Genomic DNA, 11,045 nt, shown 5'->3' with positions numbered 1-11,045 from the left:
CTCCAATTGTACCATGATTTTCGTCACAGAAAATAAGAAACTCGTCCAAAAATTAGGCGAGATGGCAACATTTTTTCACATTTCTGCGTAAACGATTTTTCTGAAAGATGGCTCTATCATGTGCTAAACTAGAAATATGAGTAACGAAAGAGATGGAGTGATGCTAATGGAAGAAATGAAGCTTATGCTAAAAGCTTTAATCGAACGTGTAGACATCATGTCTGAAAAGTTAGCTCCGGTACCCGATAAAATTGATACTCTGACCGAGCGTGTCGATAACCTAACCGAACGAGTCGATACACTGACCGAGCATGTCGATGTTCTAACCGAGCGTGTCGATGTTCTTACCTTGGACGTAAAGGAGATCAAAGTGGACGTAAAGGAAATCAATCAAAAGTTTGATATCATGGAACGCCGGCAAGATAAGATGACTATACAGCTGGCAAAAATAGAAGCTGAAGTTGATCAGCTTAAAGAGCATACCAGGTAGACATATTGCCCTACATGAAGAAAAATCCCTCCAGAAAGCATTCTGAGAGGGATTTTTTATCTGTCCGTGATGATTCTTACCTTACTTCTCCAATCTTTCAGCCAGCCAATACGCCGACTTCCAGATATCTCCCGCTCCCATTGTCAGCACTAGGTCTCCTGGCTTAATTTCCTTGACCAAAATCTCCTGTACTTCCTCTTTGGTCGGGATGTACTTAGCTCGCGGATGGCTGTTCACGCGAATTTTATCCACTAGGATGCTTGAACTTACGCCTTCGATCCGTTTCTCACCAGCCGGAGAGAAGATATCGGTGATGATTACCTCATCCGCGTCTCCGAAAGCTCGGCTGAACTCTTCCATTAGGTAGTAAGTACGCGTGTAACGCTGCGGCTGGAAGATCGCAATGACGCGACGTCCAGACGCTTTGGCTCCGTTGAGTGTCGCCATAATCTCCGTCGGATGATGGGCGTAGTCGTCTACCACGAGGATATCGCGCGCCTCTCCAATGATTTGGAAGCGTCGTTTGGCACCACGGAAGGTTACCAGCGCTTGTGCAATCTGTTCAAACGTAAGTTCAGCGCGCAGACTGATAATAATAGCAGCAAGCGCATTGGCGATGTTATGCTTCCCTGGCAAGGTTAAGACCAACTCACCAAGCAGCTCATCACTATGCCAGATCTTGCACTTGGTTTGACGATCGTTGCACTCAATATCGGTTGCGTAATAATCTGCCTGATCACGGTAGGCTGGATCGATGCTATAGGCAATATGGTTACGTTCAATTTTTGGCAAAAGTTCACGAACATATTGATCGTCTACACACACGATTGCGCTGCCATCTGATTTGAGATGACCCAGGAATTCGACATAGGCCTTTTTCAGATTGGCGAAATCTCCGCCAAAATGCTCCAGATGGTCTGGTTCAATATTGGTAACGATAGCATAGGACGGACGATATTCAAGGAAAGAGCCGTCACTCTCATCCGCTTCAGCAACGACAAAATCACTCTTGCCCGCTTTGGCGTTGGTGCCTGCATTCATCAGCTCGCCGCCAATGATATAGGTTGGGTCAACACCGCACTCTTCCAAAACGTGCGCGATCATGGAGGTCGTGGTTGTTTTGCCATGCGCGCCTGCTACCGCTACTCCGGTACGTTCATTTAAAATACGCGCAAGCATCTGCGATCTGTGCAATAGCGGGATGCCTTTTGCTCGTGACGCGATAAGCTCCGGATTATCATCTGGAATGCTGGTTGAGTAGACGACGATGTCCGCTCCTTCAATATGTGCTGCCTCATGTCCGATTTGAATAACGGCACCTTTAGCTTCTAGTTTCTTCGCCAGTTCACTCATGGCTACATCGGAACCAGTTACGTGATATCCAAGGTCGACGAGAACTCGCGCAATCGCGCTCATTCCGTAGCCGCCAATGCCAATAAAGTGGACGTGATGGAATTTCTCCACCTTCATTCACCTGCCTCTTTTATTATGAAGATACGGAAAACAACGCGCGAACCTGAGCAATAAAATACAATGAGCCGCAAACGATTAACAGATCGTCTTCGTGCTCTTGTAAATGATTGCTCCACTCACGCAGGAAGGAACGCCAATCAGGAATGACTGTGATCCGATCTGATCCTGATTCTCCTGTGAGCCAAGCATCTTGAAGATACTCAATGGATGCAGCCCGTGGGAAATCAAAGGTAGTCAAGTAATACTGCTGAACGGGAATTTTGGCCCACTCTGAAGCCATCTTCGAGAGTGGTTTGTCGACGAGTGCTGCGATCAGTACATGAATTTTCTTGGGTTTAGGAACGAGTTTCGCAATACTTGCAGTCAACGCTTGCATACCTTCTGCATTATGTGCTCCATCAAGAAGAATGGCAGGATTGATCTGAATCATTTCAAGTCTTCCTGACCACGTTGTTGACTCCAACCCTCTGCTGATATCTTCATCCGTCAGGTGATAGGCATAATACTCACGAAGTAGATCCGTTACCATGAGTGCAACTGCCGCATTTTGTAATTGATGCTCGCCGTTCATGCGAATTGTAAAGCTTTGAGAGTCTCTGTGAAAAACACTTTGATACGAAAAATGCTGTTCTCCCAGTTGAACGCTCTCCTGTGACGCATACACGTCAAACTCATGCCCTGCTTGATACAGATTCGCATTCTTCTGATCCGCTATCTCTTTGACCACTTTTAACGCTTCATCGGTAAGCTTGCCGATCACAACCGGAACCCCTGATTTGATGATTCCGGCTTTTTCATAGGCAATCTGCTCATGCGTATCACCCAAAATATCGGTGTGATCCAACCCGACGTTGGTAATGACAGAGACCAGCGGGTGGACGACATTGGTTGAATCCAAGCGTCCACCAAGCCCTGTTTCCCACACCACAACAGATGGGCGAACTACCTCGGCAAAATAGAGAATGGCCAGTACCGTGATAACCTCAAACTCTGTTGGAGAACCGAACTCTGTAGTATCCGCACAACGCTGCACAAGTTGCTTCAACTGATTGACGAGTCGGAGAAGGTGATCGGGTGCAATCATCTCCTTATTGTGGCAAATACGTTCACGGAAATCGACTAAATATGGAGAAGTGAATGTCCCGACACTATATCCTGCTTCCATTAACATATGGGTCAAATAGGCGCATGTAGAACCTTTTCCATTGGTTCCTGCTACGTGGATAAATGCCAGCCTACGCTCTGGATTACCCAGCTCCTGTAAGAGCCACTCTACCCGCTCCAGACCTGGTTTCTGTCCAAATTTATGAAAACTGTGAAGCCAATCGATTGCTTCCTCATAGGAATGAAAATCTTCAGCCTTCATACGGTATGACTCCAATCTCAGAAATATGCCTGCCCACTATATTTGAGCCTTAATTTTTTAATTCTGCTAAACGAGCGACTACTTTTTCTCGTTTATCCATGTAATCGGCCATTTTCGCTCTTTCTTCCTCAACCACTTTCTCAGGAGCTTTGGCCATGAAACCTGGATTGTTCAGCTTCTTCTCGATACGCTCTACTTCACCGTTCAAGGTTTCCACTTCTTTTTCCAAGCGTTTCAATTCCTGCTCGATATCAATTAAACCAGCCAGCGGCAGGAAGAGTTCAGCCCCTGTGATCACGGCGGACATCGCTTTATCTGGTGTTACCAGATCCGCGCTGATGACCAAGTTCTCAGGGTTGCAGAAACGGCTGATTAAATCTTGGCCGCGTGTGAGACGCTCCAAGGAAGTCGCGTCGCTCGCTTTGATCAGAAGTTCGATCTTCTTGGACATCGGCACATTCACTTCAGCGCGAATGTTACGAACGCTTCGGATAATCTCCATCAACAGCGCCATCTCTGCTTCCGATTCTGTGTTTACCCATGCCTGATGAACAGTCGGCCAGCTTGCTACGGTAATGCTTTGGCCTTTATGCGGCAACGCCTGCCAGATTTCTTCTGTAATGAACGGCATGAACGGATGTAATAGACGAAGCGTTTGATCTAAGACGGTTACGAGAACAGATTGTGTGGTCTTCTTCGCTTTGGCGTCTTCTCCGTACAACGGAAGCTTCGCCATTTCGATGTACCAGTCACACAGATCATCCCAGATGAAGTTGTAGAGAATGCGGCCTGTTTCACCGAATTCGAACTGATCCATCAAGCGGGTCACGTCCGCAATGGTTGCCTGCAAGCGAGAGAGAATCCATTTGTCAGGAGCAGATAATTCACCGCTGAGATCGATATCGTCATACGTGAAGCCTTCCAGGTTCATGAGGGCGAAGCGAGACGCGTTCCAAATCTTGTTAGCGAAGTTGCGGTTAGCTTCAACTTTCTCCCAGTAGAAACGCTGGTCGTTTCCTGGAGAGTTACCCGTCGCTAATGTATAGCGAAGAGCATCCGCTCCATACTTCTCAATGACTTCCATTGGATCGACGCCATTGCCCAGAGACTTGGACATTTTACGTCCTTCCGAGTCGCGAATAATTCCGTGAATCAAGACATTCTCGAACGGAATTTGGTTCGTGAACTCCAAGCCGCTGAAGATCATGCGAGCAACCCAGAAGAAGATAATGTCGTAACCGGTAACCAACACATTGGTTGGGTAGAAATATTTCATATCCTCTGTCTCATCAGGCCAGCCCAAAGTCGAGAACGGCCAGAGTGCGGAGCTGAACCACGTATCCAATACGTCATTTTCTTGTTCCAAGCGATGGCTCTTGCAGGATGGACATTCCGTTACGTCCTCACGAGAAACAATCTCTTCCTGACAGTCTTGGCAGTACCAAGCTGGAATGCGATGACCCCACCAAAGCTGACGGGAAATACACCAGTCGCGAATGTTTTCAATCCAGCGCAAATAGGTATTCTTAAAGCGGTCAGGCACGAATTTTACGCCTTCTTCACTTGCTGCACTAGCCAAGGCTGAGTCAGCAAGCGGCTGCATTTTGACAAACCACTGGGTAGAAAGATACGGTTCAACAACCGCATCGCTTCGTTCACTGTGACCTACCTGGTGAATATGTTCCTCAATTTTGAACATAACCCCTTGTTCACTCAGGTCTTTGATGATCTGCTTGCGGCAATCGAAACGATCCAAGCCTTTGTATCCCGCTGCTTGCTCGTTCATGGTTCCTGTCTCATCCATGACAATAATTTGCGGCAGGTTATGGCGAAGTCCCAACTCAAAGTCGTTTGGATCATGTGCTGGCGTGATTTTTACCGCACCAGAACCGAATTCCGGATCCACATAATCATCGGCAACGATTGGGATCTCACGTCCAACAATTGGGAGAATCACCGTTTTGCCTACCAGATGCTTATAGCGCTCGTCTTCCGGATGCACAGCTACTGCGGTATCACCCAGCATCGTTTCAGGACGGGTGGTTGCCACTTCAATATAGCCACTGCCGTCTTTTAGCGGGTAGCGCATGTGATGGAGGGCACCCTTCACTTCTTTGTAAATGACTTCAATATCAGAGAGCGCCGTACGAGCTGCCGGGTCCCAGTTGATAATGCGGTTGCCGCGGTAGATCAAGCCTTTTTCATATAAACGAACAAACACTTCCCGAACAGCGCGTGAAAGTCCTTCGTCCATCGTGAATCGCTCACGAGAGTAATCAAGCGCAAGCCCCAGCTTCTCCCACTGTTCACGGATGTGATGGGCGTAGATGTGCTTCCATTCCCATACCTTCTCGATGAATTTGTCACGGCCCAAGTCGTGGCGGGAGATTCCCTCTTGACGCAGGTTAGCTTCTACACGAGCTTGTGTGGCGATACCGGCATGGTCCATACCAGGCAAGAATAAGGTGCTGTAGCCTTGCATTCTTTTGGCGCGGGTAATGATGTCCTGCAGGGTCGTATCCAGCGCGTGACCCAAGTGAAGCTTACCCGTTACGTTCGGAGGTGGAATCACAATCGTAAAAGGCTTCTTCTCAGGATCACGTTCCGCTTTGAAGAAATTGTTTTCGATCCAGTACGGGTACCACTTGCTTTCTGCAGCTTTTGGATCGTAGTTTTTCGGTAATTGGTTCTCCAACTTGTTGGTCGAATCTGTCGACATAATCCTCTGGCCTCCTTGGCAACATGAAAATAAATAAAAAAACCCTTCTCATCCAAAGGACGAAAAGGGCTTATTTTTCGCGGTACCACCTTTGTTAGTCTGAAGAAAACTCGCCTGACCACCAGGCGTAAGTTCCTCACACTCACTCCAACAAGATAACGGCTTGTGCCGATTCCGCCTACTTCATTCAACGGAATAACTCCTGGGCGACCTTCAACGTCTCCACCTTAGAGAATCTCGCAGCGACTGATTCTCCCTCTCTGATAAGGCGTATAACATTTACTCTTCCCATTCATCGTCGGTAATTTATGAACGTTGTGTAGAATACCTGTTGTCCATTATAGCGAAGAAAACGCTGGAAAGTCAAATTCCCGGGCTGTTGTCAAGTGATTTAATTTCAACGCCCAATGCGTCAGTGAATCCCAATACACGCAGTATATCAAGAATTTCTTCCAGTATATTCACAATCTCTACTTGTTTCCCCAAACTGAGCAAATCTTTTGTCGTGAAAAAAAGACTTCCAATCCCCGCCGAATCCACGAAGGTAACCTGACGGAAATCAAGCGAAAGTGTATCGTTACGTTCTCCTACCTCTCGGATCAAACGGCCAATCTTTTCACCGACTAACATATCCAATTCACCAGAGAGAAAAATCGTGGCATTCTGTTGCGCTTCAATTACCTGGTAGTCCATTGTTAACGTTCTCCTTTCTATCTGGTGAAAGTTTGCGGTCACTGAGTACTTACCTAATACATTCCCGCTCAAATCTACTATAAAACATTTTTTTATCAAAATAACTAATGTTTATTTCACCCTATTTTACGTTTGGATCTCGAGAACAATTTTGGTCCCTTCCGAGGAACTGTTAATGAGCACTTTATCCGCAAAAGTAAGCATGGCATGAAATCCTCTGCCTAATGAATCCCGTGTGGAATATCCTTGAATTAAAGCTGCCTTGGGAAGCTCGTAAAGCACAATTCCTTGGCCATGATCACAGATGACTATCCGGCATATCCCCGTTTCTTTGGCAAGATAATAGTCGATTTGTCCACCCTTACAATGACTTAGGCAATTAGACGCGGCTTCGTTGACCGCCACGGTATAGCGCAGAATCTGGGTTCTGCTTAGGCCACAGGGTTCAAGAATTTTGCACAGTTCATCTCTTATCCGCTTTAAATCATACACAGTGGTTATCGACTGTGCATACAGCTTTTCACTGTTCAGTAGAAGTCCATACAGTTCAAAATCTTGAATAAGTTCAAGCTTTCCATTGGTAAACAGCTGCAAGAGGACCTTGTAAGAATCCCATTCCTGTCGCTTGCGTTCATGTTCCTTCGCAATCACGCCGGTAAGGTTAATCATTCCGATTCCACACACTTCAGTTCCCAGCGGAAGGATATGGACATCATAAATCTGCTTGGTGCTAGGGGCATATAATTGCTCTCGGAGGGGTTTTCCACTTGTGAGGACCAATTGAATTAGCCGTCTTAGTTCAACCTCCTCCACTTCTCCAAGCACAAACTCATTCAAGTGGCGCAGTTTGCCGGCTTCATACATTAACATATACATTTCCTGCATTTGATGAATGATCGTAAGCTTTTCCAATTCTTGTTTCATTAACAATTGCTGTTCAGAGGTTGTGTCATTGGGCATGACACTGCCCGGCTCCAATTCGGATGAAAGATGCCAGGACTGGAACTCTTCCAGTTTTAAACGTGCGGAATACGTATCCTTCCGCAGGACTTTTTCAATATCAAGTACATGAAATGTAGCATCGCACAAACCTCCTGCTGTACTGACGATAATCCGAAAATCAGCAGCCAGCTCCACTTCATAGCGTCCTTGCGCAAGAGGTTCGTCCATGATAATTCCAATGGAAAGACGACTGACAGCGCACAACTCGGCTTGAACTGACTTCCGTGTATTCAGATGAATCAGGTTAACGCTACGTGGAGGTATCACTTTTTTAGCCGTACTGCCTGTTCCTAGCTGATCTAGGCAATTGGTGCAGTTTGGATCGGACGGACATCGCTCACATGGTTTCAAGCAAGTCTCCTCCTTTTTGTCCAAAGAATTGATCTTTCATCTCGATAATTAGAACTGTAATATCATCCGTTTGTTCACTCTGCTTCGTCTCCTCGAAGATCAGTTGTTCAACCGCAGAGATGCGATCCTGTGCTTGATTCAGCTCAGCGGTTTGTTGTATTTTTTTAAACCATTCGTCGATCCCGCTTACGCCTCGCTTCCGATACAAATCGGTTAAACCATCCGTGTATAAAAGTAACAGAAACTCTTCCTCAATGGATACTTCTTCCTCCTCGAAGATGGCGTCTTCCATAAGCCCCAGACCCATTCCACGTTTACAGGGCAAAGTCAACTGTTTGGTTGGAGATACATAAAGTGGACAAGGATGCCCGGCCCTGCTCACTCGCAGCACCTGATCCACCTGATCGATTACCACAACGAACATAGTGACATAGGACCTGGCGGCAGACAAATCTTCATAGAGAAGACGATTCAGTCGTGTCAATATAGCTGATGGGGAATGGGTTGTCTGAAGAACAGCCCGAAATAAAATCCGGATCCCTGTGGTTAACAGGCTGGCAGGCACCCCGTGTCCCGAAATATCAGCGATTAAAAAACAGCTGAACCGTTCATTCACCTTGACAAAGTCGACGTAATCTCCTCCCACGTAATCCATTGGAAGATAAACGGCTTTGGCTTGAACCATTCCCGTGCGCAGTCGTTCCATAGGGATGAGTGAGGACTGAATACGAGAGGCTATCGCCATCTCCTGCTCCATCAGACGAAGCTCAAGCGACTGCTGCGTCTGGATACAACGCTGGAACAGCCTCCTGACATGAACAGCCAGTTGCTGAACAAAAATTCGTTGCCCCTCGACGATTCCCCCTTCTACTTCTACCTCAACCATGACATATCGGGGATTACGGTGAGAGTCTCCCTTCTCATCAACAATTAGCCGCTCTACGATAAAATTGTGATTTCCTATCCCGCGTTTCCCCTGAGAGGTATCATAATACACCTCATGATCCGCGGATTCAAAAGTAAGTCGAACATAGTTAAACCCGACCATAATGGAGTACCAGACGTGGACATATTCTTCAATCAGCTGATAGATATTGTCGTAGTTAATTTGCTGGACATTCTGTTCATTGCTTAATTGCAAGACCTTCTCATATCGTTGTTTGACGTCGAGTAGATTGGTTAACGCCGTGTTTTGACTTTGGAGCTGTTCAAGATTCTGCGCAAAGTGATTTTCCAGATTTGACGAAATCGCAAGGAGATCGGAAAGAATATGTCTGTTTTGACGTCTTGTAATCAAACAGCGAATAAGAATTAACCCCCCAAACGCCATCATCCCGACCAAATATAGGAGGCAATATTCTTCCTTTTCAAGAAACACGATCAATATGCCAAATAAATACAACCAATGAACTCGCTCGTCACGAAGGATAAAAGTGAATCTCTGGTAGAGATATCGACTGTCATCGGCAAGGATTACCTTCTCGCACATGGTTCTCATTCGATTATGGCTGATAAGAATCATGGCAAACGTACACAAGGTCAAGCTAAACATGAGCACTGGCGGCAGTTTCGTACCTACCGCATCGATCAGCATAAACAGCATACAACCAATGAGAAGCAGATTATTCGGTTGATATCGTCCAATATTCCAGCTTGCCCGCAAAACCGTAAAGCACGTGCCTAGAATATACATACCTGTCTGAAAATGAAGAATCCAGTCAAGCCGTTCGTCCAGCTGCGGATTCCAATAAACCGCTAGAAAAATGAATACATGCAGCACAGTAATCACTGCTATATCCAGATTGTTTTTCCAACGATCGTAGTAAATGTGCGGCGGTAAAGGAAACGACCTAAATGCCAGCAGCAAAAACACATAGTAACCATAGGTAGCGAAGTGAGAAGTCAACTGATACCAAAAGTCAGGGTGCAAATCAAGTATATGGCTCAAACCCCAGAGCAGGAAGGCATTCCCTAAAATAAATGAAAAATCATACCATCGTTTGGACGTAACCAAGTGGCGCGAAGACAAGAGGAAATAGAGTGAAAAAATTAGCGCGATAATATAAACGATCGTGTACCAAACCACCGGATCACCCCATTCGAGCAGCAAGAAACTCTTCAGCTTACATTCCCTTAAATGACTCTCGTTAAACAAAACCACAGAATTTGCGGTTTAGCCTGTCCGATCATTTTCATTGGAATCATATTCTAAAATTTGTGACATGTCGAGCCAATCACCGAAAAAACCCCGCACTCGGCGGGATTTGGCTGTTTTCTCTACGATTTGGTGAGTATCTTTCCTTGATGAATGTGAATCATTCGTTGGGTCCTTGAAGCCAGCTGTAGGTCGTGTGTGACCATGACGACCGTGCAGCCCTCCCGGTGGATATCACGGAACAGCTCCATGATCATATCGGCGTTCTCTTGATCGAGAGCACCAGTAGGTTCGTCAGCCAATAACACTTGCGGATGATTAATCAACGCTCGGGCAAGAGCAATTCGACGCTGTTCCCCTCCACTTAGCTGAAAGGGAAGGTGATCTTTTTTATCGTTTAGCCCAATCCTTTCCATCAGTTCATTTACTCGTTTATGGTCTTCTTTGGAATAATTGCCTTGTACCGTCTTTGGCAAAATGATATTCTCCCACGCGGTCAAGGTAGGAACCAGACTCGGGAATTGATAGATGAACCCGCACTTCTCGGCTCGAAATCGAGTTCGCTCCTTGTCCGAGGTATTCGCAATCGCCATTCCATCCAACCACAGCTCTCCTGACGTTGATCGATCCAGCAGCCCGGCAATCGCTAAAAATGTGGATTTGCCGCTGCCAGAAGGCCCCACAACCGACACAAACTCGCCGCGCTCGATCGTGACATGAATGTCCTCCAGAGCCGAGACGTATTGATCATGGGCAATCTGATATTTCTTGTTGATCCCTTCCATTCTGATCATCG

8 protein-coding genes and 1 other annotated feature are annotated in these 11,045 nt (G+C 46.4%); of the genes, 1 reads left to right on the top strand and 7 read right to left on the bottom strand.

All coding sequences use genetic code 11. The features are described 5' to 3' along the window. The first annotated feature begins 166 nt into the window (after positions 1-166). Positions 167-490, top strand: a complete 324-nt coding sequence (locus tag ACQCN2_RS02245) for a hypothetical protein (RefSeq protein ID WP_426927256.1) — start codon at positions 167-169, stop codon at positions 488-490. An 81-nt stretch (positions 491-571) separates the two neighbouring features. Here ACQCN2_RS02245 and murC read toward each other — a convergent pair whose 3' ends face one another. The 7 genes from murC to ACQCN2_RS02210 all read right to left on the bottom strand — a co-directional run bounded on the left by murC (position 572) and on the right by ACQCN2_RS02210 (position 11,043). Continuing rightward, positions 572-1,960 carry a UDP-N-acetylmuramate--L-alanine ligase gene (murC, locus tag ACQCN2_RS02240; RefSeq protein WP_426927255.1) on the bottom strand — a complete coding sequence of 463 codons (1,389 nt, stop codon included), beginning with the start codon at positions 1,958-1,960 and terminating at the stop codon, positions 572-574. Positions 1,961-1,976: 16 nt separating this feature from the next. Continuing rightward, a complete protein-coding gene (locus ACQCN2_RS02235) occupies positions 1,977-3,329 on the bottom strand; it encodes a bifunctional folylpolyglutamate synthase/dihydrofolate synthase (protein ID WP_426927254.1) in 1,353 nt (450 codons plus the stop codon). A 49-nt stretch (positions 3,330-3,378) separates the two neighbouring features. Next, positions 3,379-6,048, bottom strand: a complete 2,670-nt coding sequence (locus tag ACQCN2_RS02230) for a valine--tRNA ligase (RefSeq protein ID WP_426927253.1) — start codon at positions 6,046-6,048, stop codon at positions 3,379-3,381. A 52-nt stretch (positions 6,049-6,100) separates the two neighbouring features. Then, positions 6,101-6,353, bottom strand: a binding site (T-box leader). Positions 6,354-6,411: 58 nt separating this feature from the next. After that, positions 6,412-6,741, bottom strand: a complete 330-nt coding sequence (locus ACQCN2_RS02225; protein ID WP_426927252.1) for an STAS domain-containing protein — start codon at positions 6,739-6,741, stop codon at positions 6,412-6,414. Between the two features lie 126 nt (positions 6,742-6,867). Further along, positions 6,868-8,094, bottom strand: a complete 1,227-nt coding sequence (locus ACQCN2_RS02220) for an ATP-binding protein (RefSeq protein WP_426927251.1) — start codon at positions 8,092-8,094, stop codon at positions 6,868-6,870. Then, the gene (locus ACQCN2_RS02215; protein WP_426927250.1) at positions 8,081-10,204 is read right to left on the bottom strand and encodes a PP2C family protein-serine/threonine phosphatase; all 2,124 of its coding nucleotides are present in this window, start codon (positions 10,202-10,204) and stop codon (positions 8,081-8,083) included. The genes ACQCN2_RS02220 and ACQCN2_RS02215 overlap by 14 nt, the downstream gene beginning before the upstream one ends. A 167-nt stretch (positions 10,205-10,371) precedes the next feature. Continuing rightward, complete coding sequence (locus ACQCN2_RS02210) at positions 10,372-11,043, bottom strand: ABC transporter ATP-binding protein (RefSeq protein WP_426927249.1); 672 nt, start codon at positions 11,041-11,043, stop codon at positions 10,372-10,374. Positions 11,044-11,045: the final 2 nt, after the last annotated feature.

Source organism: Brevibacillus ginsengisoli (assembly GCF_050113715.1).
Classification (GTDB): Bacteria; Bacillota; Bacilli; order Brevibacillales; family Brevibacillaceae; genus Brevibacillus_H; species Brevibacillus_H ginsengisoli.
This window is presented reverse-complemented; position numbering and strand designations above follow the sequence as displayed.